Origin of the sequence: Microvirga sp. M2, assembly GCF_047497095.1 — a bacterium.
Classification (GTDB): domain Bacteria; phylum Pseudomonadota; class Alphaproteobacteria; order Rhizobiales; family Beijerinckiaceae; genus Microvirga.
Map to the genome: position 1 here is coordinate 319929 of NZ_CP134063.1, position 21632 is coordinate 341560.

At 65.0% G+C, this 21632-nt stretch carries 17 protein-coding genes; 8 read left to right on the forward strand and 9 right to left on the reverse strand.

Annotated elements, in window-relative coordinates:
* Window positions 1-10 precede the first annotated feature (10 nt).
* The 5 genes from RE429_RS01570 to RE429_RS01590 all read right to left on the reverse strand — a co-directional run bounded on the left by RE429_RS01570 (window position 11) and on the right by RE429_RS01590 (window position 5262).
* On the reverse strand, window positions 11-892 hold the full coding sequence (locus RE429_RS01570) for a carbohydrate ABC transporter permease (RefSeq protein WP_414472650.1): 882 nt from the start codon (window positions 890-892) through the stop codon (window positions 11-13).
* Window positions 892-1824, reverse strand: coding sequence for a carbohydrate ABC transporter permease (locus RE429_RS01575; protein WP_414472651.1), 933 nt, complete (start codon window positions 1822-1824; stop codon window positions 892-894). Before RE429_RS01575 ends, RE429_RS01570 begins: the two co-directional genes overlap by 1 nt.
* Window positions 1824-3020, reverse strand: a complete 1197-nt coding sequence (locus RE429_RS01580) for an ABC transporter ATP-binding protein (RefSeq protein WP_414472652.1) — start codon at window positions 3018-3020, stop codon at window positions 1824-1826. The genes RE429_RS01575 and RE429_RS01580 overlap by 1 nt, the downstream gene beginning before the upstream one ends.
* A 30-nt stretch (window positions 3021-3050) precedes the next feature.
* Window positions 3051-3875 carry a metallophosphoesterase family protein gene (locus RE429_RS01585; RefSeq protein ID WP_414472653.1) on the reverse strand — a complete coding sequence of 275 codons (825 nt, stop codon included), beginning with the start codon at window positions 3873-3875 and terminating at the stop codon, window positions 3051-3053.
* Window positions 3876-4263: 388 nt separating this feature from the next.
* Entirely contained in the window at window positions 4264-5262 is a 999-nt protein-coding gene (locus RE429_RS01590) for a sugar-binding transcriptional regulator (RefSeq protein WP_414472654.1), read from the reverse strand.
* 182 nt (window positions 5263-5444) lie between these two features.
* Between RE429_RS01590 and RE429_RS01595 the strand changes: the two genes are divergently transcribed.
* Complete coding sequence (locus RE429_RS01595; RefSeq protein ID WP_414472655.1) at window positions 5445-6836, forward strand: sn-glycerol-1-phosphate dehydrogenase; 1392 nt, start codon at window positions 5445-5447, stop codon at window positions 6834-6836.
* Window positions 6837-6897: 61 nt separating this feature from the next.
* Here RE429_RS01595 and RE429_RS01600 read toward each other — a convergent pair whose 3' ends face one another.
* From RE429_RS01600 to RE429_RS01610, 3 genes are all read right to left on the reverse strand, one after another.
* Complete coding sequence (locus RE429_RS01600) at window positions 6898-9762, reverse strand: FAD-binding and (Fe-S)-binding domain-containing protein (RefSeq protein WP_414472656.1); 2865 nt, start codon at window positions 9760-9762, stop codon at window positions 6898-6900.
* A gap of 167 nt (window positions 9763-9929) precedes the next feature.
* On the reverse strand, window positions 9930-10811 hold the full coding sequence (locus RE429_RS01605; RefSeq protein WP_414472657.1) for a DUF1932 domain-containing protein: 882 nt from the start codon (window positions 10809-10811) through the stop codon (window positions 9930-9932).
* A gap of 173 nt (window positions 10812-10984) precedes the next feature.
* Window positions 10985-12223, reverse strand: a complete 1239-nt coding sequence (locus tag RE429_RS01610) for a LysR family transcriptional regulator (protein ID WP_414472658.1) — start codon at window positions 12221-12223, stop codon at window positions 10985-10987.
* Window positions 12224-12502: 279 nt separating this feature from the next.
* On the opposite strand from RE429_RS01610, the gene RE429_RS01615 reads away from it, so the two are divergent.
* The 6 genes from RE429_RS01615 (at window position 12503) to RE429_RS01640 (ending at window position 18259) form a co-directional block, all read left to right on the forward strand.
* The gene (locus RE429_RS01615; protein ID WP_414472659.1) at window positions 12503-13990 is read left to right on the forward strand and encodes a tripartite tricarboxylate transporter permease; all 1488 of its coding nucleotides are present in this window, start codon (window positions 12503-12505) and stop codon (window positions 13988-13990) included.
* Between the two features lie 26 nt (window positions 13991-14016).
* Window positions 14017-14988 (forward strand): Bug family tripartite tricarboxylate transporter substrate binding protein, encoded by a 972-nt coding sequence (locus RE429_RS01620; RefSeq protein ID WP_414472660.1) that lies wholly within the window; start codon window positions 14017-14019, stop codon window positions 14986-14988.
* On the forward strand, window positions 14985-15461 hold the full coding sequence (locus tag RE429_RS01625) for a tripartite tricarboxylate transporter TctB family protein (protein WP_414472661.1): 477 nt from the start codon (window positions 14985-14987) through the stop codon (window positions 15459-15461). Before RE429_RS01620 ends, RE429_RS01625 begins: the two co-directional genes overlap by 4 nt.
* A gap of 346 nt (window positions 15462-15807) precedes the next feature.
* Window positions 15808-16836 carry an amidohydrolase family protein gene (locus tag RE429_RS01630; protein WP_414472662.1) on the forward strand — a complete coding sequence of 343 codons (1029 nt, stop codon included), beginning with the start codon at window positions 15808-15810 and terminating at the stop codon, window positions 16834-16836.
* Window positions 16837-16847: 11 nt separating this feature from the next.
* Window positions 16848-17531: a 4-carboxy-4-hydroxy-2-oxoadipate aldolase/oxaloacetate decarboxylase gene (ligK, locus tag RE429_RS01635; protein ID WP_414472663.1), complete on the forward strand. Its 684-nt coding sequence runs from the start codon at window positions 16848-16850 to the stop codon at window positions 17529-17531.
* A gap of 38 nt (window positions 17532-17569) precedes the next feature.
* A complete protein-coding gene (locus RE429_RS01640; protein WP_414472664.1) occupies window positions 17570-18259 on the forward strand; it encodes a substrate-binding domain-containing protein in 690 nt (229 codons plus the stop codon).
* Window positions 18260-18304: 45 nt separating this feature from the next.
* Here RE429_RS01640 and kdgD read toward each other — a convergent pair whose 3' ends face one another.
* A complete protein-coding gene (kdgD, locus tag RE429_RS01645; RefSeq protein WP_414472665.1) occupies window positions 18305-19210 on the reverse strand; it encodes a 5-dehydro-4-deoxyglucarate dehydratase in 906 nt (301 codons plus the stop codon).
* 333 nt (window positions 19211-19543) lie between these two features.
* On the opposite strand from kdgD, the gene RE429_RS01650 reads away from it, so the two are divergent.
* Entirely contained in the window at window positions 19544-21631 is a 2088-nt protein-coding gene (locus tag RE429_RS01650; RefSeq protein WP_414472666.1) for a hydantoinase/oxoprolinase family protein, read from the forward strand.
* The last annotated feature ends 1 nt before the right edge of the window (window position 21632 follow it).

Sequence of the window (21632 nt, forward strand, 5' to 3'; positions counted from 1 at the left end):
CCGGCAGTCGTTATTTGACGCCCGTCATCGTGATGCCTTGAATGAACTGACGGCGGGCGAAGAGAAACGTGATGACGAGGGGCGCGGTCAAAATCGCGGCGGCCGCGGTCAGCGCGCCATAGTTCGAGCCGGTCTCCGCATTGGCGAAGAACATCATGCCGAGCGGGGGCGGAGCCAGAGCCGCGTCGGTGATGACGATCAGCGGCCAGTAGAGGTCGTTCCAATGCGCGACGATCGAGAATACCGAGAAGGCCGCGATGGCCGGCCAGGCGCTCGGCGTCACGATGCGCCAGACGATCTCGAACTCGCTCATCCCGTCGAGGCGCGCCGCGTGGATGATGTCGTCCGGAAAGCTCTTGAAGAACTGACGAAGAAGGAAAATGGCGAAGACCGACAGGAAGAACGGCACCATCATGGCGAAATAGGTGTCCAGAAGCCCGAGATTCGCCAGGCCGATATAGAGCGGCAGGGCCGGCACCTGCACGGGAATCGCAAGCCCGAGCAGCACCAGGACGAAGAGCAGGTCGCGCCCGGGGAAACGCAGCTTCGCCAGCGCATAGGCGCATGGAATGGCCACGAGCAGCTGCACGGCCAGGATGCCGCCGCAGAGGATCACACCGTTCAGGGCGAACCGGAGGAGCGGCGCCGCCGTCAAGGCATAGGAATAGTTCTCGACGCCGTAGAACCGCTTCGGCCACAGGCTGAAGGTGGCGGTGAACACCTCGTCGGGGGGCTTGATCGATGTGACGAGCATCCACACGAACGGCATCAGGATGAACACGGCGCCCGCCAGCAGGAAACCGTGCGTGAGCACGAGGCCGAGGGCGCGTCGCGCGCGGGCGAGCCCGGGTGAGGGCCGGGCGGCGGAGGGGAGCGGGAACTGCGTGCTCATCAGTAATGCACCCGGCGATCGAGAACGAAGGTCTGGATGACGGAGAAGATGAGGATGAAGACGAGAAAGATGATCGTCAGCGCGGCCGCGTAGGCCGTGTGGAAGTACTGGAAGCCTTCCAGATAGACCGCGTAGAGCAGCACCTCGGATGCCCCGGCCGGCCCGCCGCGGGTCATCACCGCGACCGTGTCGAAGACCTTGAAGGCGGTGATCGAGGTCGTGACGATCACGAACATGGTCGTCGGTCCGAGAAGCGGCCAGGTGATCGTGAGGAAGCGATCGATCCCGCTGGCGCAGCCGTCGATCTCGGCGGCCTCGTAGAGGTCCTTCGGAATGGCCGAAAGGCCCGCCAGGAACAGGACCATGTTGAAACCCACGAGCTGCCATATGCCGATGACGGCGAGCGTCGGCAGCGCAAGGGACGGATCGCTGAGAAAGGCGACCTCGCCGATGCCGATTTCGCGGAGAAAGGCATTGATGGGTCCGAGCCGCGGATGGAGCAGGACCTGCCAGACCGTCGCCATGGCGATCAAGGTCGAGGTCACCGGCAGGAAATAGATCACCTCGTAGAAGGAGCGGGTTCTCCTGCGGCCATGGACGAGCACCGCTACCAGGAGACCGAGTCCGACCGCGCCGGGCAGGACGATGGAGACGTAAAGGACCGTGTTCCAGAGAGAGCGCCTGAAGACCGGATCCGACATCGCCTTCTGGAAATTGCCGAGGCCGACATTCGCGACGTCCAGCGCGCCGAGTTCGTAATCGGTGAGGCTCAGATAGAAGAGAACGATCAGCGGCGTGATGGTGATGACGAGGAGAAGCAGGAAGGCCGGGAATGCGAATCCCATCCCGACGAGCTTCTCGATCAGGGCCTGCCGGTTGACGCGGGCCCGCGGCGGCACGGCCTCGATGGGGGATGCGGCTGTCGCGGCCATCACGCGGATCCTCCGCCCGTGACGAGCGTGAGAGGACGCGCGAGCGGCTTGCCGTCCGACGGGTCAGGCTCGGCGCGTTCGCCCCGCTCGTCGAAGATATGGCAAGCAGCGACGTCGAAGCTCAGCTCGACGTCGCCGCTGACGGCTTGAATCTCAGGACCGGCGGGAACGCGCGCGACCACCGATGCCGGCCCGGCGGCGTCGAAATGGAGGATGAATTCCGAGCCGAGATTTTCCTTGCGGCGCAGCCTCGCCGGCAGCGACGCGCGGCCGGGGCGCGCCTCCCCGGGCGCGGCCGGGGACACCGCCTCCGGCCTGATTCCGAGCGTCACGTCCGCGCCCGGCGCCAGTGCGGTTTTGAGCGAAAGCCGTCGGCCCATCAGCGCGATGCAGCCGTCAGGGCCCACCTTCGCTTTCAGGAGATTGATGGCGGGACTTCCGATGAAGGACGCGACCTTGATGTTGACCGGCCGCTCGTAGAGTTCGGTCGGGGTGCCGAGCTGAAGGATGCGTCCGGCATCCATCATGGCGACGCGGTCGGACATGGTCATCGCTTCGACCTGATCGTGGGTCACGTAGATGAACGTCGTCTTGAGCCGCTGATGAAGCTCCGCCAGTTCTGTCCGCATATGGACGCGCAACTTGGCGTCGAGATTCGAGAGCGGCTCATCCATGAGAAACACGTCGGGATGGCGCACCATCGCGCGCCCGAGCGCGACGCGCTGGCGCTGCCCTCCCGAGAGCCGCGCCGGCCGTCGGTCGAGCAGGTGCTCGATCTGGAGCTGCTCGGCGATGGCGCGCACCTCGCGCGCGATCTCGGGCATGATCCTCCGGCGGCGGCTCGAAAAATGCTTGATCAGCGGCAGCCGCTCCCACAGCGACAAGCGCTGCATCGTCAGCGGAAGCGCGATGTTGGAAAACACCGACATATGCGGATAGAGGGCGTAGGACTGGAACACCATCGCGACCCGCCTCTCGTGCGGGCGAAGATGGTCGATGGGCGCGCCGCCGATGGACATGGAGCCCGACGTCTGCGGCTCGAGCCCGGCGATCATTCGGATGAGGGTCGACTTCCCGCATCCCGATGGACCGATGAGCGTCAGGAACTCCCCGTCGGCGATGTCGAGGTCGACGCCGCTCAGGACCGGAACCGCCCCGAAGGACTTGGCAAGGGCACGCAATTCAACTCGGGCCATCTCGGGCTCCTCTACGCTGGCAGCACGTCGTCAGGCCGCTTGCCGCGGCGGATAGACCTCGTGCACCACGTCGTCGATCCAGTATGTGGTGAGCCCGGGCACGTCCTCGCGGGTCGCCGTCACGTCGGAATCCGCGAAGTCGTATGTCACCGCGCCGAGGCGGCACTCTCCCGGCATCGGCGGCTGCATCTCGGGTCCCACGACGAAGCCGGAGGACGGACCCCAGATGTAGCGGCAGCCATCCGCGCGCAGATCGTGGGATTTGTGGAGATGTCCCGTCGCGATGAGCGCGACGTCGAACTCACGCGCGAGGTCCAGAAGCGCCTTGCGCGGCCCGGGTTTGACCGACCAGTAGCCCGTATCCGGCTCGTCCGGTCCTTCGAGAAAGAGCGGCTTGTGCGTGAACCAGGCGATCCGGCGCCCCGGGGCGTCGGCCATGGCCTTCCTAAGCCAGGCGAACTGCTCCTCCTCGTCGGGCAGGTCCGAGCCGAACAGCATCGCGTTGAGACCCAGCAAGCGCCAGTTTTCCATGTCCCGGAGCCACCAGTCGCCACCGAAATGACGGCGCCATCGCTCGAGCCGTGCCCGGTCGACGGGCTGGTGCGGATGATAGGCCTCGCCGACATCGTGGTTTCCCGGCACCGACAGCACGGGCGCCGGGAGATCCCTGAAGATCGAAGCGCAGTAGGCCAGATCCTCCTCCTGATCCGCCCCGTCGACCGACACGTCGCCGGTATGGATGATCAGATCCGGCCGCTGCTCCCTCGCCCATGCCAGAAGCGCCGGCCAATTGGCCGCGAAGTGTCTCTTCGTGGGACTCAGATGGGTGTCGGAGATCTGAAGCACGCGCGTCATGGCGTCCACCCTCTACGTTTTAGAGAGCGCAAATCGATCCGCCGCGCCCGGCCCGCATCCGATCCAGGCTCGAACGGCATCGACGTGCCTCTCGATCTTGCTGGGTCCGCGACCGGCTCTTTCGGCTGATCGGCAACGGCCGATCTCGCGAACCTTCAAACCTTCTTGAATTCAGAATACATATGCATTCCAAAATTTACAAATGAATAGTTCGTTGAATATGCGATGTCCGGCGTCCGGACGGGGCCATGGGCGCCAGGGCTTTTTCGCGGCCTCGATGAAGCAGCGCTCGTGGGCGTTGCTCGCCCTGTCAGGGTCTATCCGGGAGGCAGGCCGCGCCGGCGGATGTGCCATGCAAACCTTCGAGGATCTGAGGAGCGAAGCGGCGTCAGCGCCCGCCGCGCCGCCGCTCCGGCTTCGCCCGAGAGGCCTTGCCGGCGCCGACCAGAGCGCAGGCGCCTCTGGCCGTCTCCTCGTCGCAGACGATCACCGAGGCGAAGCGCGCCTTCAGGGCTCCCGCGATGGCTTCCGTCTTGTTCTTCCCGCCGGATGCGAGAATGACGGTGGGGATCCGCGAAAGCTCGTCGAGCGGGAGAGCGATGGCGCGGCGGTTCAGCGGATGATCGATCATCCGTCCATCCGCATCATAGAACTGTCCCAGGATGTCCCCGACCGCGCCGCACGCCGCGAGATCGTCGACGATCACGTCGCGCGGCAGGCCGTAGCGGATCAACAGCGAGCGGGGGGACAGATCGCCGATGCTGAGCACCGCGACGTCGTTGGTGGCGATGCGCTCGAACGTCTCGCGGAACACGTCCTGCGCCAGAATGATGTCGCGGGACTGGGGGCTTCCCGCGTAGATGGGCGCGGCCAGATATTGGCATTCGGCATTCAGGAGGTTGGCCAAGCTGCTCGCGGTCTCGAAGGTGTTGAGTTCCAGCCCATGCGTCAGGCCGCCCATCATCGAGTTGACGCACAGGTCCGGGTAGCGTCCGGCGCGCGTCTTGCGGATGGTTTCCCGAAGCGTTGCGCCCCAGCCCAATCCCAGGCCCGTGACCCGGTTCGTCTCAAGAAGGCTCGACAGATACTCGCCCGTGGCCTGCCCGATCAGGACAGGCACGAGATCGGGGTCGCCGGGCGTCGGGACGATGACGGCGTCCTTCAGGCCGAATTCGCGAACGAGGAATTGCTCGAGTTCGACACAGGTCGCGAATTGCGAATTGAGGGTGATGTTCACGAGGCCGCTCGCGCGGGCGTCCACCAGCATCCGGTTCACGCGCAACCGGGTCATGCCGAGTTTTTCCGCGATCTCGGCCTGCGTCAGCCCTTCCATGAAATAGAGCCATGCGACGCGGGTCTCGAGAGAATTGTCTGCCGAATTGATCATGGGCTCAGGGCTTCAGCAGCCTCCCTCATGTGGCGGCAGGTCCCGGAGTGTTCGGCCTGCGACGGTCTTGGCTCGGTCATTCTCTAAACCCTCTGCGAGAGCGGTGGAAGCAGTGTCGGGCCGTTGCCAGTGGTATACATATGTAATACACATTATTCAAATGTATCGTCAGTGAGGAAGCCATGACAGATCAGGCGCAGGTTCTCGGCGACGCGATCCGGACGGCGGCAACGACGCGCTTCGTGCGGGTCGCTCCGTCCGCTCTGGCCGCGCTGCCGGACGCCGTCAGGGTCGCCGGAGACCGGCCGCCCATGATTGTCGCCGACCAGAACACGATGGCGGCGGCCGGGCGCGATGCGCTCTCCATCCTGGAGCAGGCAGGGCTCGTCACGGAGGCCCCGGTCATCCTGGAAGGAAAACCGCGCCTGAAGCCGAATGCCGATATCGCGCGCGACATGGCGCGATCGATCAAGGAGCGGGGCGTGATTCCGGTCTCGGTCGGGTCCGGCGTCGTCAACGATCTCACCAAATACGCCGCCGAGCTGGCGGGCGTTGCCTATGTCGGCGTCGCCACGGCGGCGTCCATGGACGGCTATGCGGCCTCGGGCGCCGCACTGCTCGACAACGGGTTCAAGCGCACGCTCGCCTGTGCTCCGCCCGTCAGCATCGTTGCGGATCTCGACGTGATCGCCAGGGCCCCGTCCCGCATGGCCGGCTGGGGCTACGGCGACCTTGCCGGCAAGATCGTCGCGGGTGCCGATTGGACGCTGGCCGATGCCCTTGGCGAGGAGCCGCTCAACCAGGAGCCGTTCGCGCTCGTTCAGGAGAATGTGCGTGCGTGGCTGTCGAAGCCCGCCGACATCGGCAGAGCGGATCCCGCGGCGCTCGGCGGACTGATGGACGGTCTGCTCGTCTCCGGGTTCGCGATGCAGGCGCACGGCAATTCCCGTCCGGCGAGCGGCGCCGAGCATCTCATGTCCCATGTCTGGGAGATGGAAGGGCTGACCCATCAGGGTGAGCCGGCCGCACATGGCGCCTGTGTCGGGATCGGAACGGTGGCGATCCTGGCGCTCTACGAATGGTTCCTGGCGCAGGACATCGATGACGAGGTCGTCCGCCGCGCGGCCGGCAGGGCGGCCTCGCCTGACAGCATCGAGGCCGAAATCGCCGCGGCGTTTCCGAACCAAGCCATCGCCGAGAGCGCCCGCGTGGAGATGCGCGCGAAGCTGGGGCAGGCCACGAGACGGGCCGGGCGGCTCTCCACGCTTCGCGCGACCTGGCCGAGCCTGCGGGACGACCTGCGTCGTTTCTGCGTTTCGCCGGGCGAAGTCGAAGGCTGGCTCCGGGAGGCCGGCGCGCCGACCCATCCCGAGGATCTCGGGGTGCCTTTGCAGAGACTGGCGGCGGAGTATCGGCGGGCCCGCCTGATCCGCCGGCGGTTCACGATCCTCGACCTTCTCGACGATCTGGGATGGCTCGACAGGGGAATCGCCGCGCTCTTTGCCGAGGATGGCTTCTGGGGCCGTCGCTCCAGGGCGCGAGAGCGGCCTGCCGCGTCGGCGCAAGGCCGCTAAAGCATCGGACGTGAAAAGTTGAATCCACTTTTGGGATCGGATCCGATGCTCCCCCTATGCGCTAGCACGCGATGAGATGCCGGATGCGCTGCAAGGGGTGGAGCGCTTCGGCCTTCGCCAGAAGGCTGCTCTGGCAGCGGCAGGAAAAGCCGGTTGCCAGGATCGCCCCGCCTGCTTCGTCCACGTGCCGCCTCCAGGAGAGATCGAAAATCCTGGCTGACGTACCGGCATTGCGCACCTCGTGTCCCCAGGTTCCCGCCATGCCGCAGCAGCCCGCGTTCGGGACCGAGATCTCTTGCCCGAGCGCCTCGAAGATCGAAACCCATTCGCCCTTGCCGCCCGGGTGGAGCGTGCGCTCGGTGCAATGCAGCATGAGGGTGAGCCTCTCTCGCGCCTTGTTCCCCGCGCAAGCGATCAGGGCTTCGGTCTGCGTGGCGAGCCATTGCTGCGGCAGCAGAACCGGGACGCCCTCGGGGATCACGTCCCGGTATTCGTCCCGATAGGCGAGAGTCATGGCGGGCTCGATGCCGACGAGCGTGAAGCCGTCCTTGGAGAGCCTTTGCAGGCTGGCGCCCGTTCGGCGCGCCTGTCTTTCGAAGGCCTTGAGGCGGCCGAGCACATGCAGCGGCTTTCCATTCGGGCGGAAGGGCAACAGGTAGGGTTCGAAGCCGAGGGCCCTGACGACGAAAGCCAGATCGAGCACCAGGTGGGGCTCGAAATACCGCGTGAAGGCATCCGGCACGATCACGACGGCCCTGTCGGGGCGCGGCAGAGCCGCAAGGTTCAACGGCTTCAGTCCGGCGGCCGCCAGATCGTTCCGTCCGAGGGCTTTCGGCAGCGCCGGAACATGGGTCAGGCCGAGGATCTCGAGAAGCGGCGAGAACGGTCCCTTCAGGGCGAGGTTGGCGAGCCTTGGAAAGGCCGACGCGAATGGCAGAAGCCTCTCGAGGCGGCCGAGGAGATGATCGCGGGCGGGGCGTGGATTGCGGGCGTACCAGCTTTCCATGAATTGTGCGCGAAAGCGCGGCACATCCACCTGCACCGGGCAGGCGCGCGCGCAGGCCTTGCAGGAGAGGCACTCGTCGAGGGCGTCCTTGACGTCCCGTTCGAAGCCGGGATCGGCGCGGCCCTCGGGGCCTCCCTGGCGCAGCCACTCGCGCACCAGGGCCGAGCGGCCCTTGGGCGAGTTACGACGGTCGTTCGTGGCCTTGTAGGACGGGCACATGACCTCGTGATGCGCTTGATTGAAGCAGGCGCCGTTGCCGTTGCACGACACCGCTCCCTCGTATTGAGCGCGCTGCGCCTCCGGGATCTGCCGGTCCGCCGCGCCGCGCAGGGGCACTTCGTCGATCTTGAGAAGCGCCGCCCCTCGGGCGGAGGCGATCTTGCCCGGGTTCAACTGGTCGCCAGGATCGAAGGCGCGCTTGATCTCCTCCAGGGCCGGGTAGAGCGGCCCGAAGACCTTGGGCACGAATTCCGAGCGCACGCCCTTGCCGTGCTCGCCCCACAGAAGCCCGCCGTATCGGCGCGCCAGCGCCTCGACCCGCTCGGTCACGCGGCGCACGAGCGGCTCCTCCGCCGGATCGACGAGATCGAGGGCGGGGCGCACATGCAGCACGCCCGCATCGACATGGCCGAACATGCCGTATTGCAGCCCCTCTTCGTCGAGCACCGCGCGGAATTCTCGAATGAAGGGCTCGAGGTTCTCGGGCGGGACGGCGCAATCCTCCACGAAGGGCATCGGCCGCCGCTTGCCCGCGGTGCGGCCGAGGAGGCCCACGGCCTTCTTGCGCATCTCCGTGATCCTGGCGACGTCGTCCCCTCGTGCGAGGGTATGGCCGCGGCGCCCGTCCGCCGGTTCGCGCAGCCGGGCCAGGGCGGCCTGGATTTGCGCCTCGACGGATGCCTCGTCGTCGCCCGTAAACTCGACCAGGTTCACGCCCTTGGCCTCGGCGTCGGGGAAGAATGGGGAGACGTATTCCCACACCGGATCGGCTTGAGCGAGACCCAGCACGCGGCTGTCCACGGTCTCGACGGCGGCGGCGCCAAGGCCAGCCAGGATCCGGGCATCCCTCAAGGCAGCCTGAAAATCGTCATAGAAGACGTTGATCTGCCGCGAGACCTTCGGGATCGGCACGAGATTGATCCTGGCCTCGGCCAGCATCGCGAGGGTGCCTTCGGAACCGCAGAGAACGGCGCGGGGATCGATGCGCCCGTCCGCATCGCGCAGATGCGCCAGATCGTAGCCCGTGAGCGAACGGTTCAACTTCGGGAAGCGTTCCGCGATGAGCCCGGCATTGTCGCGCGCGACCCGCTCGAGGGTGCGCAGGATGTCGCCCTCGCGGCCTTCGAGGGTGGCGATCTCCCGGGCCGTGCGGGGCTTGGTGTCGAGAACCTCGCCGCCCACCAGAACGGCCTTCAGCTCCAGAACGTGGTTCGACGTCTTGCCGTAGAGGCAGGAGCCCTGGCCGCAGGCATCGGTCGAAATCATTCCGCCGATCGTGGCGCGGTTGGAGGTCGAAAGCTCGGGCGCGAAGAAAAGGCCGTGCGGCCGGAGCGCCTCGTTGAGCCTGTCCTTGATTACGCCGGGCTGCACCCGTGCCCAGCGCTCCTCGACGTTGATCTCCAGGATCCCGGCAAGATGGCGCGAGAACTCGACCACGACGCCATGACCGAGGGACTGGCCGTTGGTGCCGGTGCCGCCGCCGCGCGGGCGCAGCACCACGTCGTCGAAGCGGGGCTCGGCGAGAAGGCGGCCGATGCGTTGCAGGTCCTGAACGGATCTCGGAAAGACGACGATGTCGGGCAGGACCTGATAGATCGAATTGTCGGTCGCCAGGACCTGGCGCTCGGAGCGTTCATCCGAGAGGTCCCCCTCGAATCCTTCCGCCTTCAGGGCCGCCAGAAATTCCGCATAAGGTTCCATAGCTCTGTCGTTCGTCACATGTGTGCGGAGGCGGCTAGAGCATCGGACGTGAAAAGTGGATTCCACTTTTCACGTCCGATGCTCCCTTCTTGGAAAGAGCGCATCGTGCGAAAAACCGGATCCACTTTTTCGCACGATGCGCTAGGCCGCCCCCGTGCCGTCCGGCGTCACTTGCCGTGGGCAAGACCGTGGGCAAGACGCTTTTCGACGATTTCGGAAATCGCATCGCTCAGTTCGGTTTTCCGGAGTTCCCTGGCATCGATCGTGCCCTGGCTCTCCTGAACATCGGCTACGGCATCCGCGAGGCGTCCAACGAAGCCGAGCTCGTCGTAGGTCTTCGCCACTTCCCGCATTTCCGCCGCACGGCGGATACCATGGCGGAGGGTGCGTTCAAACATGTATTCGATGTTTTTCGGCCAGCCGAGGCCCGGGAAGGTTTCCGCGAGCGAGCCCATCACGCGGTCGAGGCAGCCCGAAGCGCGCGCGGCCAGCATGGTCTCCACCGTGAGCGCTTCGAGGCCCTTCACGAAGAGCGAGCGGACCATCTTGATGGCGGTGGCGGCACCGACCTCGTGACCCACGGTTTCGAACGCGAAGCCGTGAGCGGCAAGAACGGGCTCCAGTGCGGCGGCGGCTTTGCCGGCGATGAGAACCGGGGTCGCATGGCCGCGCGGGTGCACGGGTGCCATCACGGCCATGTCGAGGTAGGACGCGCCCGTGGCCTCCACGAGTGCCGCCGTCTCCCTCTTGCGACCCGGCGAGACGGAGTTGATGTCGATGTAAAGCTGACCCGGCTTCAGAGCGGACAAAGCCGATTTCGCGGCCTCGAGGGACTGGTCGGCCGTCACGGCGGCGAAAACCCAGTCCGCGCCTTCGATGGCCGCTTTCGCGGACGATTCGAACCGCAATCCGCGCGAATGGGCCTCGGCCGCCATGGCCTCATCCTGCCTGAGGTCATAAGCTGCGACGAATTCGGCCTCGCCCTTGCCCTTGAGGGTGTCCGTGAAGGCGCGTGCGGCCTCGCCAAAGCCGATGAACGCAATTTTCATGTGGTGACCTCGGTTCTGAGTGCAGGATCGGCCTGCCTTGAAAAGACCTCCAGGGCCGCCCCTTCGCCGCAACGGAAAGGCCGCCCTCTAACGAAGACCGATTTGTGCACTCGAAGCCATGGAAGCGCTTCATCGGAAGTCGTCGATCCTCTATAAAAAAATGTGAAAGGGCGCTATTTCGGCGGGACGAAGCCTTCGATCTCCTCGGAGAGCACCTCGTAGAAGCTCTCCAGGAAAAGCAGCTGCGTCCGGCTCGGCAGCCAATCGCTTCTCATGGTGATGCCGATGGCGCGCCCCCCGGCGGAGACGTGAAAGCGCAAGGGCGTGAGCAGACCCAGCTTCACCTCCAGGGCCACTTGGCGCACGGAAAGAACCGCGAGCGCGTCGCTGTCGAGAAGAATGGAGCGCATCAACAGGGTCGAGGGCGCTTCGATCCTCACCCGGGGCCCTTCCTGCCGCCCCGCGAAAAGAGCGTTGAGGGCGTTGCGCACGGGCGTGCCCTCGCGCTGGGCGACCCATTCGCACGATGCCAGATCGTCGATGGACACGTCCTTCCCTTCGAGCGGATGTCCCTTGCGGGCGATGATCGTATAGGGGTCGCTGAAAAGGTACGTCTCGGTCACGTCGTTGGCGGGCGGGGGATGGCGGATAGCGCCGATGAGCATATCGGCCTCGCCGGAACGCAACGCCCTCAGCATCGTATCGTACACCCCCTCCAGCACGACGAAATCCACCTGCGGGGCCCGCGCCCGGGTGCGGTTGATGGCCTTGCCCAGGATCGCCGACCGGATCATGGGAAGCGAGGCGATGAGCACACGCCCCTTCAGCGATCCGTCCGCGCCCTTCAGCTCCTCTTCCGCCGTGACGATTTCGCGAAGGGCGATCTGGAATTGCCGCGCCAGTTCCGCGCCCGCCCGGTTCGCGGCGAGGCCCTGCCGGGTCTTGGTGTAGAGTTCGTATCCGAGATTGCTTTCGACATCGCGTGCCGAACGATGAAGCGCGGACACGGAAATGCCGTCCGCCTTCGCGGCCAGGAGCAGAGAGCCGTGATGGCTCACCGAGACATGGGCGAAGATCTGCGACGCCGTGAGGCGCGCGACAATGTGATTGCTCTGCGACAAGGTCGGCGCGACCGCGCGTTCGGACGCGACCATGATTCCCCGTTGGAGGATGCGGAAGAAGCGGTCGCAGCGTTGCCAGAGAACATGGCCTTCCCGGGTCGGCTGACTGCCGCCGCTTCGTCGCGTCAGGAGCGGCACCGCGTAATGCTCTTCCAGGCGGGAAATGGCCTGCGTAATCGCCGGCTGCGCGATGTTCAGGTCCTTCGCCGCCGCGTTCAGCGATCCGAGCTCGCAGACCGACAGAAACATCCTCAGGTGGCGCAGGTTCGGGAAGTGGGCAGGCCGTTTCATCAAAACTTATATCACATTTCGTCACTTCTATTATCGCCGCGCGACCGTTCCGACGCAATATGACCTGAGTTTTATCCTATGTGCCCGAGGACAAGGCAAGCGGCGTGTGCGCTTGAACGAAAGTCCGTTTTCTCACAAACGTAGATAGGCATAGGAGATCCCAGGGAGGGAGGAAACATCATGTCTGAGCTTCGGCCGTTCAACCTGCCCGGGCAGGATCGGTGTCCTGAAACGAGACTCGCTCATCAACGGCGCCCTGACGCGATCTAAGGCTTCATCATGCAAATATTCGTCGACACCCTTGGTGTGCTGTTTTCATTGTCCGGCCTTTTGTCGCTCATCGCCGGCACGGCGATCGGGATCGTCGTAGGGGCTCTGCCGGGCCTGGGCCCATCGATCGGCGTCAGTCTTCTGATCCCGTTCACCTATACGATGACGCCCGAGAACTCGATGCTGCTGCTGATCTCCCTCTATATGGCGGCGGAATACGGCGGCTCGGTTTCGGCAATCCTGCTTTCGACCCCGGGAACGGCCGCCGCCGCCGCCACGACGATCGACGGCTTTGCGATGACGCAGCGCGGCCAGGCCAACAAGGCGCTCGCCATTTCGCTCTCGGCCTCGACCGTCGGCGGCCTTTTCGGCGGCGTCGCCCTGCTTTTTCTGGCGATGCCGCTGTCCACGCTCGCCTTGCAGTTCGGCCCCGCAAGCTACTTCGCGGTCGGGCTGTTCGGCCTCACCTCGGTCGCTGCCCTGTCCGGCGGATCCCTCATCAAGGGGCTGATCGGCGCGGCCTTCGGTCTGCTGCTCGCCTTCGTGGGCATCGATCCGATCGCCGGCATGCCGCGTTTCACGTTCAATCAGATCGCGCTCTTCGAAGGCATTCCGATGCTGGCCGTGCTGATCGGCCTCTTCGCGGTCTCCGAAGGCTTCGTTCTGGCGGAAAGCGCCGGCAAGGCCCGGGATCGTGTCTCCAAGGGGGCCGTGCGCGCGGTGTATCTGACGCTGACCGAGTGGAAGGAGCTGATCCGCACCATGATCTCGGGTTCGGTGATCGGCACCTTCCTCGGAATCCTGCCCGGTGTGGGCGGCAACATCGCCTGCTGGGTGGCTCGCGACTACGCGATGCGGCGCAATCCGAAGCTCGCTTTCGGCAAAGGCGAGCCGCGCGGCATCGCGGCGCCCGAATCGTCGAACAACGCCACCGTGGGCGGCGCGATGGTTCCGCTTCTCGCGCTCGGTGTTCCCGGTTCGCCGACGACGGCCGTCATCGTCGGCGCGCTTGTGCTCCATGGTTTGCGTCCCGGCCCGCAGCTCTTCACCGAGCAGCCCGTCCTCGTCTACACGATCCTTCTCGGATTGCTGCTCGCATGCGTGATCATGTTCCTTCTGGCGTCGCTCTCGCTGCCCTGGATGGCGCGCGTGATCAACCTGCCCGATTCGGTGCTCGCCGCAGGCATCCTGATCTTCGCGATCCTGGGCGCCTACTCGCTGCGCAACCTCGCCTTCGACGTCTGGCTGACCATCGCGTTCGGGGCTCTCGGGTATCTCATGAAGAAGCTCTCCTTCCCGGTTGCGCCCGTCGTCCTGGCGCTGGTCTTGGGATATTTGGTCGAGACGAACTTCCGCACGGCTCTCGTGACCTCGCGCGGCTCCTACAGCATCTTCTTCACCGATCCGGTCTCGGTGATCTTCCTGGTCCTCAGCCTGGCGAGCATCCTCTATCCGGTCTGGCGGTCCTGGCGCGAAAAGACACTCAAAACAGCATGAAAACATCTCTCGGAGGAAAAGGCACCATGACGTTCAACCCATCACGCCGCTCGCTCCTGGCCGCTCTGGGCGCTACCCCGCTCGTGCTCAGCGCCAAAGGCGCATTCGCGGCCGGTTTCCCGGACAAGGCGGTCAATCTCGTGGTCTGGTCCGGCGCAGGCGGCGCGCTCGACACTTACGGCCGTCAGCTCGCGGAGCTGCTCACCAAAGAGGCCGGCTGGACCGTCTCGGTTCAGAATCGCCCCGGCGGTTCGGGCGCCGTAGGCGTATCGACTGTTCTGGCTCAGAAGCCCGACGGCTACAACATTCTCGTGTGCACCGGCACGCTGACATTCGGCATCGCACAGGGCCTCATCCCCTTCAAGCTGGAGGATCTGCGCTACGTCCGCGCCATGCAGGCGGAACCGTCATCCGTGGCGGTTCGCGCCGACAGCCCGCTCAAAACCCTGGACGACTTCGTCGCCTCCATGCGCGAGAACCCGAACAAGCTCCGCGTCGGCGGCCACGCCCCGGCGGGCTTCCACCAGTTCATCCTCTATCAGCTCGGCAAGATCGGAAAATTCGAATCGGGATGGATCCCGCACGACGCATCCGGCAAGGTGCCGCTGTCCCTGCTCGGCGGCCACATGGACGTCGCGATCATGACGCCGTCGAGCGGCCTGTCCCAGGTGGAGAGCGGCGATATCCGCCTGCTCGGCATTTCGACCGAAGAACGCTCGCCCTTCTTCCCGAACGTGCCGACCTTCAAGGAGCAGGGATACGACATCGTCGACTCCGTCTGGCGCGGCATCGCCGTTCACGGCAAGACTCCCGACGACGTCATGGGCAAGATCCAGGAGGCGATCGACAAGGTCGAAGCGTCCCAGGACTGGCTCGAGTTCCAGAAGCGGGAAAAGCAGGAGAACATCAACCTCGGCGAACAGGCCTATACACAGCTGGTGCAGCGGCAGCTTGCAACCCAAGGCGAGTTCCTGAAGTCGGTGGGGCTGATTCAATGAGTTCGGTCGAGGCGATCAAAGGAGAGGGCAGCGGAACCGTCACCCTTCTGCTCATTCAGAAACTCGCCGTCACGACGGCGGCGCTCGTTTTCTTCGCGGTGTTCTTCTGGATTGCGCGGCAGATGCCGCCCGTGCGCGCGCCCGGTGACGTGGGCTCGGCTTTCCTTCCGTCGATCCTGGCCGGGTTCGGTTTCTGTCTGAGCCTGATCCATCTGTTCCAGATCGTCACGGGCCGCGACAGGACCAAGGCGCCTGTCCAACCCATAGCGCTCGCGCTCCTCGTTCTGACGCTGGCGGCCGTCGGGGCGGTCTACTGGCTCGGCATGGCCGCTGGGCTCGGGATCGGCGCGGCCCTCATGGTCCTTATGCTCGAGCGCGGGAAGCGGCCTTTCTGGGCCGTCGGAACGGGCATCATGTTCTGGGCGATGACGCAGTTCGGCTTCGGCATGCTGCTGGGCGTGCCTTTGCTCTGAACATTCCGGCCGGGTTGCAGTCTGCAAAAGCAGGGGCCTGCGAACGGCGGGCCCTTGCCAGAACGGGGCGGCCATCCTGGTGGCCGGCCTTGGACCCATGCGCCATCGGCCTGTTTCAGGAAAAGACCCCGGAGGAGCTGCGTTCCAAGCACCGACGGACTGAAATTCCGGCCCGCGAACCTCACCCGGAGGAATCATGGCGCAGCGCAATACTTGACCGCAGATGCACGGAATCGATCGATTCCATCAGATTATTCATTTGTCTTGCCTGTCCTCCCCCCGCACAACCAGTAAGGCGTCAGGGGCATCTCCACGACAGCCTTAAACCGACATGAAAGGTGTTCCGATGATCATCGACTGTCATGGCCATTACACGACGGCCCCGAAGGCGCTGGAGGACTGGCGCAAGCGCCAGGTCGCGAGCATTGCCGATCCGTCGCGGCGGCCATCGGTCTCCGAGTTGACGATCAGCGACGATGAGCTGCGCGAATCGATCGAGAGCAACCAGCTCCGCCTGATGCGGGAGCGGGGCCTGGATCTGACGATCTTCAGTCCGCGCGCGAGCTTCATGGCGCACCATATCGGCGACTTCTCGATTTCGTCGGAATGGGCCGCGATCTGCAACGAGCTCTGCCATCGCGTGTCGCAGCTCTTTCCGGACAATTTCATCGGCGCGGCCATGCTGCCGCAGAGCCCGGGCGTCGATCCCAAGACCTGCATTCCCGAGCTCGAGAAATGCGTGAAGGAATACGGCTTCGTCGGGATCAACCTGAACCCCGACCCGACGGGCGGCTACTGGAAGAGCCCGCCCCTGACCGACCGGCACTGGTATCCGATCTATGAGAAAATGGTGGAATACGACATTCCCGCCATGATCCACGTCTCGACGAGCTGCAATGCCTGCTTCCACACGACGGGCGCGCATTACATCAACGCCGACACGACCGCCGTGATGCAGCTCATTGAAGGCGACCTGTTCAAGGACTTCCCGACGCTGCGCTTCGTCGTACCCCATGGCGGTGGCGCCGCGCCCTATCACTGGGGCCGGTATCGCGGTCTCGCCCAGGCGCTGAACAAGCCGGAGCTGCGCGAGCACATTCTCAAGAACGTCTTCTTCGATACCTGCGTCTATCACCAACCGGGAATCGACCTGCTGACCAAGGTCATCCCGGTCGAGAACATCCTTTTCGCCAGCGAGATGATCGGCGCGGTGCGCGGGATCGATCCCGAGACCGAGCATCATTTCGACGACACCAAGCGCTATATCGAGGCGGCCCCGGACCTGAGTTCCGAGGATCGCCACAGGATCTATGAAGGCAACGCGCGCCGCGTCTACCCACGCCTGGACGCCGCCCTGAAGGCGCGCGGACGATAAAGGACCCCATCATGACCGAACTCGGAATCGTCAAACGCAACATCAACCGCGCGGATCGCTCGGCCGTCGATCGGCTTGCGCAATCCGGCGTCTCGACCGTGCACGAGGCGATGGGACGCGTCGGGCTCATGAAGCCCTACATGCGGCCGATCTACTCCGGCGCCCAGGTGTCGGGCACGGCCGTCACCGTGCTGCTGCACCCCGGCGACAACTGGATGATGCATGTCGTCGCGGAGCAGATCCAGCCGGGCGACATCGTGGTCGCGGCGATCACCGCCGAATGCACGGACGGCTATTTCGGGGACCTTCTCGCGACGAGCTTCAAGGCACGCGGCGCGAGAGCGCTCATCATCGACGCCGGCGTCCGCGATGTGAAAACCTTGAGCGAGATGGGTTTCCCCGTGTGGAGCAAGTGCATCTCCGCGAAGGGCACCGTCAAGGCGACGCTCGGATCGGTCAACATCCCGATCGTCTGCGCCGGCGCGATGGTGGAGCCGGGCGATGCCATCGTGGCCGATGACGACGGTGTCGTCGTCGTGCCTGCCGCCCTGGTGCACAAGACGGCCGAGGCAGCGGCTGCGCGCGAGGCCAACGAGGAGAAGAAGCGCGCCACGCTGGCCGCCGGCACCCTCGGCCTGGACCTGTACCAGATGCGCGAGCCGCTGGCCCGGGCGGGGCTGAAATACGTCGACTGAGCTCGATGGAGCAGGTCCCGCACGGGAGGAGGTCCCCATTGGCCGATCACATCGACGGCGTGTCATCCATGGCGACCCGCCAGATCCTGGCCGAACTCGCCGCGCTCTATGAGCAAGCGACCGGGTCGCGGGTTGCGATCCGGCCCATGGGGGGCGTCGAGGCGGCAAGGCTCGTGCGCGCCGGCGAGCCGACCGATATCGTCATCCTCGCGGCGAACGCGATGGAGCAACTGGAGGGCGAGGGGCATATCCTTCCGGGGAGCCGCGCCGGCTTCGCGCGCTCGGGCATCGCGATGGCGATCCGCTCCGGCGCGGAGCGGCCGGCCATCGACAGCGAGGAGGCCGTGAAGCAGGCTCTCACGGCGGCCCGGAGGATCTGTTACTCCACAGGGCCGAGCGGCGATCATCTCCTGCGTTTGCTGGACCGGTGGGGACTAGCCGAAACGGTGTCCCGGCGCCTGCTTCAGGCGCCTCCGGGCGTACCGGTGGGCGCCATGGTGGCAAGAGGGGAGGCGGAGCTGGGTTTGCAGCAGCTCAGCGAATTGCTGCCCATCCAGGGTATCGAAATCCTCGGTCCCCTGCCGTCGGAGGTCCAGGCGACGACCGTGTTCACGGCCGGGATCGCGAGAACCTCCGCCCGGCCGGAGACGGCGCGCGCCCTTATCGGCTTCCTGAATGCGGACCAGGCGCAAGAGGCGAAGCGCAGATACGGCATGGAGCCTGCCTAGCGCATCGGACCCGAAAGCGGATGTGCACTTTTCACGTCCGATGCTCTAACGCTTCACGCGGTCGATCAGCGCCTGCAGCATGCGTTCTTCCTCCGCCGTCAGGTCCACCAAAGGTGGTCTCACCGGGCCGGCCGAGAAGCCTTGAAGGCGCACGCCCGCCTTGACGGCGGAGACCGCATAGCCCTTGGCCCGGCTGCGCAGGCGCATGAAGGGATAGAAGAACTCGTGCAGGATCGCCTCGCAGCGAGCCCGATCGTTGGCGCGGACGGCCGTGTAGAATTCCACGGCGAGTGCCGGAACGAAGTTGAACACCGCCGAGGAATAGGTCGTAAAGCCCGCGCTGAGATAGGCTTCGGCGAAGAGCTCGGCCGTCGGCATGCCGCCGAGATAGGTCAGCCGGTCTCCGAGGGTCGCCGTAATCTGGCGGATCGTGCCGATCTCGCCTGTGCCGTCCTTGAAACCGACAAGGTTGGGGCACTCGTCGCAGAGCCGCGCAAGGGTGTCCGGCTGAAGCACGGAATTGTCGCGATTGTAGACCATCACCCCAATGCCGACCGATGCGCAAACCTGCTTGACGTGCCGGTAGAGTCCCTCTTGCGGTGCATCGATCAGGTAGTGGGGAAGCAGCAGGATCCCGTCAGCCCCGGCATCCTCGACCGCCCTGGCGATGGACACGGCGACGTCGGTGCCATACCCGCAACCGGCGATGATCGGCGTGGCGCCTGCCGCTTCCTTCGCGGCCCTCACGACCTGCGGAACCTCATGAGGCTGAAGCGAGAAGAACTCGCCGGTTCCCCCGGCCGCGAACAGAGCCGCCGCCTTGTATTCCGAGAGCCAGGCGACATGTCTCCGGTAGCTTTCGGCATTGAACCGATGCTCCGCATCGAAATGCGTGACGGGGAAAGACAATAGGCCGGCGCCGATGGCCGCCTTCATATCCCGAGGATCCATGTGAAGCTCCTGTTTCCTGGCCCTTGTTCCGCAACCCTTAGCGGCTCGAAGAAGACGGGTCAACAGTTGTATGATGAATTACATCATGCAAAGGTCAGGCCGGCGCCTGCCGGCTCAGGGTGGCGGCGATGCAACTCCCATGAAATCATGTCATCATACATATTACGTCCTTGACGCGCCGCAACGGGCCATTCTACGTTGACGGCATGTGCTCCGGTCGATGCGCCAAGGCTGTCTCGTCAGCCGCATCGCGGGTGTGTTCCGACGGCATGGCGTTCAAGACCAGGCATCGCGACAGAGGCAGAAATCCAGAAGACGGGAGAAGCAGCAGAAATGACGGTTGACGGCAATCAGGTCAGAGTCGGCGTCGATATCGGCGGAACGTTCACCGATGTCGCAATGGAGATCGGCACTCAGCTTCATTCCACGAAGGTGCTGACCAATTATGCGTTTCCCGAACAGGCCATCGTCGATGGAATTCGTCAGGTGGCAGAGTCGGCCGGGCTGGCGCTTTCGCAGATCGACATGGTCATCCATGGCACCACGCTCGCGACCAACGCTCTCATCGAGCGCCGCGGTGCGAAGATGGCCTTCGTGACGACCAAGGGCTTTCGCGACGTCATCGAGATGCGGACGGAAAACCGGTTCGAGCAGTACGATCTCGACATCGTATTGCCCGCTCCCCTGGTCGAGCGCAGCCACCGCTACGTCCTCGATGAGCGGATCGGGGCGGACGGATCGGTCCTCAAGGCGCTCGATCCCGCCGAGGTCGCGACATTGGCGGAGCGTCTCGCCGCCGGACCGTTCGAAAGCATCGCGATCGGGTTCATTCACTCCTACCTGAACGGGGTTCATGAGCGCCAGGTGCGTGATGCGCTCCTCAAGTGCAATCCGAAGCTCTCGGTCTCGATCTCGTCGGAAGTCTCGCCTCAGATGCGCGAGTTTCAGCGCTTCAATACGGTCTGCGCCAACGCTTACGTCAAGCCGTTGATGGCCTCTTACCTTCACCGGCTCGTCGGGCGTCTCTCGGAGGAGGGGATCGGCTGTCCGATCTTCATGATGCATTCCGGGGGCGGCATCATCAGCGTCGAGAGCGCCATCGAATTTCCGGTGAGGCTCCTGGAGTCGGGGCCTGCGGGAGGCGCCATTTTCGCGGCCGATATCGCGGCGCGCTACGGGCTCGATCAGGTTCTGTCCTACGACATGGGCGGCACAACGGCCAAGATCTGCCTGATCGAGGGGCAGGTTCCGAAAACCGCGAAGACCTTCGAGGTCGCCCGCACCTACCGTTTCAAGAAAGGCAGCGGCATGCCGATCTCGATCCCGGTCATCGAGATGGTGGAAATCGGCGCCGGCGGCGGCTCGATCGCAACCGTCGATTCCATGCGGCAGATCCGCGTCGGTCCGCACAGCGCGGGCTCCGAGCCCGGCCCGGCCTGCTATGGCCGCGGAGGAAACCATCCGACGGTGACCGACGCCGATCTGCTCCTGGGCAGGCTCGATCCGGAAGAATTCGCGGGCGGATCGTTCAAGCTGCACCCTGCGGCCTCGCACGATGCCGTGGAGCGTGACCTGGCGTTGAAACTGGGCATCGACAGCACCACCGCGGCGTTCGGGCTGAGCGAAGTCGTCGACGAAAACATGAGCAACGCCGCCCGCATGCATGCGGTGGAGAACGGCAAGGAGCTCTCCGAGTTTACGCTGATCGCATTCGGGGGCGCCGCGCCGATCCACGCTTCCCGCCTCTGCGAGAAGCTCGGCGTGAGCGAGTTGCTGATCCCGCCGGGCGCCGGCGTCGGGTCGGCCATCGGCTTCCTCCGCGCTCCCTTCGGGTACGAGTCCGTTCGCAGCGCCTATTTGCGGCTGAGCCGGTTCGATGCGGCCAAGATCAACGCGGTGCTGAAGGACCTGATCGACGAGGCGACATCCTTCGTGCATCTGGGAGCACCGGGAATCACCCCCGACCTGGAATGCGTGGCCTATATGCGCTACCTCGGTCAGGGCTGGGAGGTTCCCGTCCCGGTGGAGGTCCGCGACTATGCGGACGCGGACGGGGCGACCTTCCGCAAGAATTTCGACGATCAGTATACCCGCTTCTTCGGCCGCCTCATCGACGGCCTGGACGTCGAGATCGTCAGCTGGTCGCTGCGGGCGAGTTCCGAGGTTCCCCAGCCCGGCGCCGTCGCCCGGACGCACGGCATGCGGGCCATCGATGCTTCCGGTCGGCGACAGGTCTTCGACGCGCAGAGCGGCCGGTTCGTCCAGGCGGGCGTCGTTGCCCGCAGCGCGATGAAGACCGGCGATTTCATCAAGGGGCCCGCCGTCATCACGGAGCGGGAAACGTCGACCATCGTCACCGTCGGGCGAGAGGCCGTGATGCAGGCCGACGGCTGCCTGCTGATCCGCGCGTCGTCCGTCTGAG

What these genes read in the sequence shown, in the direction of transcription:
- kdgD (WP_414472665.1), bottom strand. Translation starts at nt 19,210, where the DNA reads ATGGATCCTCGGGATATGAAGGCGGCCATCGGCGCCGGCCTATTGTCT.
- RE429_RS01650 (WP_414472666.1), top strand. Translation starts at nt 19,544, where the DNA reads ATGACGGTTGACGGCAATCAGGTCAGAGTCGGCGTCGATATCGGCGGA.
- RE429_RS01615 (WP_414472659.1), top strand. Translation starts at nt 12,503, where the DNA reads ATGCAAATATTCGTCGACACCCTTGGTGTGCTGTTTTCATTGTCCGGC.
- RE429_RS01580 (WP_414472652.1), bottom strand. Translation starts at nt 3,020, where the DNA reads ATGGCCCGAGTTGAATTGCGTGCCCTTGCCAAGTCCTTCGGGGCGGTT.
- ligK (WP_414472663.1), top strand. Translation starts at nt 16,848, where the DNA reads ATGACCGAACTCGGAATCGTCAAACGCAACATCAACCGCGCGGATCGC.
- RE429_RS01595 (WP_414472655.1), top strand. Translation starts at nt 5,445, where the DNA reads ATGACAGATCAGGCGCAGGTTCTCGGCGACGCGATCCGGACGGCGGCA.
- RE429_RS01630 (WP_414472662.1), top strand. Translation starts at nt 15,808, where the DNA reads ATGATCATCGACTGTCATGGCCATTACACGACGGCCCCGAAGGCGCTG.
- RE429_RS01575 (WP_414472651.1), bottom strand. Translation starts at nt 1,824, where the DNA reads ATGGCCGCGACAGCCGCATCCCCCATCGAGGCCGTGCCGCCGCGGGCC.
- RE429_RS01590 (WP_414472654.1), bottom strand. Translation starts at nt 5,262, where the DNA reads ATGATCAATTCGGCAGACAATTCTCTCGAGACCCGCGTCGCATGGCTC.
- RE429_RS01620 (WP_414472660.1), top strand. Translation starts at nt 14,017, where the DNA reads ATGACGTTCAACCCATCACGCCGCTCGCTCCTGGCCGCTCTGGGCGCT.
- RE429_RS01605 (WP_414472657.1), bottom strand. Translation starts at nt 10,811, where the DNA reads ATGAAAATTGCGTTCATCGGCTTTGGCGAGGCCGCACGCGCCTTCACG.
- RE429_RS01600 (WP_414472656.1), bottom strand. Translation starts at nt 9,762, where the DNA reads ATGGAACCTTATGCGGAATTTCTGGCGGCCCTGAAGGCGGAAGGATTC.
- RE429_RS01625 (WP_414472661.1), top strand. Translation starts at nt 14,985, where the DNA reads ATGAGTTCGGTCGAGGCGATCAAAGGAGAGGGCAGCGGAACCGTCACC.
- RE429_RS01610 (WP_414472658.1), bottom strand. Translation starts at nt 12,223, where the DNA reads ATGAAACGGCCTGCCCACTTCCCGAACCTGCGCCACCTGAGGATGTTT.
- RE429_RS01570 (WP_414472650.1), bottom strand. Translation starts at nt 892, where the DNA reads ATGAGCACGCAGTTCCCGCTCCCCTCCGCCGCCCGGCCCTCACCCGGG.
- RE429_RS01585 (WP_414472653.1), bottom strand. Translation starts at nt 3,875, where the DNA reads ATGACGCGCGTGCTTCAGATCTCCGACACCCATCTGAGTCCCACGAAG.